Consider the following 1569-nt stretch of genomic DNA (forward strand, 5'->3'; position numbering starts at 1 on the left):
GAGTTCAAGGACCTCTTCCCGGCCCGGGGCAAGCCCGCCTGGTCCCCGGGTCGGCTCGCGCTCGTGCTGGTGTTGCAGTTCGTGGAGAGGCTGACCGACCGGCAGGCCGCGGAGGCGGTGCGGGCCAGGATCGATTTCAAGTACGCCCTCGGGCTTCGGCTAGACGATCCGGGCTTCGACTTCTCCGTGCTCTCGGAGTTCCGGGACCGGCTGGTGCAGGCAGACGCCGGGCGGCGGGTGCTGGACGGCATCCTTGCCGCGGCCAGAGACAAGGGAGTCCTCAAGACGGCGGGCCGGGCCCGGACCGACTCCACGCACGTACTGACGGCTGCCCGGGAGATGTGCTGGCTGGAGATGGTTTCGGAGACCCTTCGGGCGGCGTTGAACGCGCTCGCCCAGGCCGCCCCTGACTGGCTGACGGCGGTGGCCGAACCCGACTGGTTCAGGCACTACGCCACCCGCGCCGAGGACACCCGTTTCCCCTGGGCCCGCGCCAAGCGCGACGCAGTGGGCCTGCGCATCGGGACGGACGGGATGACTCTGCTCCGGGCCGTGTTCTCGCCGCAGGCGCCCAGGGAACTGCGTGCGCTGGACGAGGTGGAGACTCTGCGGCAGATGTGGGTCCAGCACTTTCACCTGGTCGAGGGCGAGGTGAGGCGCAGGGACCCAAAAGACCGGCCGCCGGGCGCCACGCGCCTGGTCACGCCCTATGACACCGAAGCACGGGGCGGCAAGAAGAACGACATGGTCTGGGACGGCTACAAGGTTCACGTCACCGAGACGTGCGAGCCGGACACACCAAACCTGATCACGAACATGGCCACCACCGTCTCCACCGTGGCCGACAGCGTCATGAGCGAGGAGATCCACACCTCACTCGCCGCCCGGAACTGCCTGCCAGCCGAGCACTGGGTGGACACCGGATATCCCAGCGCCTCCCAGGTCGTGGCTGCCCGCCGCGACCACCAGGTCGCGCTGCTGGGTCCCATGAAGGCCAACACCACCGCACAGAGCGGCGGCCCGTTCAGCCAGGACGCGTTCATCGTCGACTGGGACACACGGCGGGTGACCTGCCCGGGCGGCATCGCCAGCACACAGTGGCATGAGCGCCGTTCCGAATACGGCGTGCCCGTCATCAGGGTCCGTTTCAGCAAAGCCGACTGTCGCCCCTGCCCTCACCTGCGCAACTGCACCACCTCGCCCACAGCCGAACGCCGTGAACTGAATCTCCGCCACCGCGACGAACACGAAGTCGTCCAAAGGGCCCGCGCCGAACAGCAGACCGACGAGTGGAAAGAGCGATACAAGATCCGGTCCGGTGTCGAAGGCACCATCTCCCAGGGCGTTCTCCGCTGCGGCCTGCGTAGATCCCGCTACCGAGGCCTCACGAAGACCAGTCTCCAGCACCAGCTCACCGGCGCTGCGATCAACCTCGCCCGCATTGACGCCCACCTCACCGGCACACCCCGAGCCCGCACCCGCACCAGCCACTTCGCAGCACTTCGCCCCGCCGACCAAACGATCGACGGGGCGAAGTGATCAGGACCCCGAATTAACCAACAGCGTCCG

At 68.1% G+C, this 1569-nt stretch carries 1 protein-coding gene; it reads left to right on the forward strand.

The genetic code is table 11. From position 1 onward, the window contains the following. Nucleotides 1–1539, forward strand: a 1539-nt coding sequence (locus QSK45_RS37960) for an IS1182 family transposase (RefSeq protein WP_285563516.1), incomplete at its 5' end; no start/stop codon positions are given. Nucleotides 1540–1569: the final 30 nt, after the last annotated feature.

The sequence above is a fragment of the Streptomyces hygroscopicus subsp. hygroscopicus genome (genome assembly GCF_030269125.1).
GTDB classification, from domain to species: domain Bacteria; phylum Actinomycetota; class Actinomycetes; order Streptomycetales; family Streptomycetaceae; genus Streptomyces; species Streptomyces hygroscopicus_C.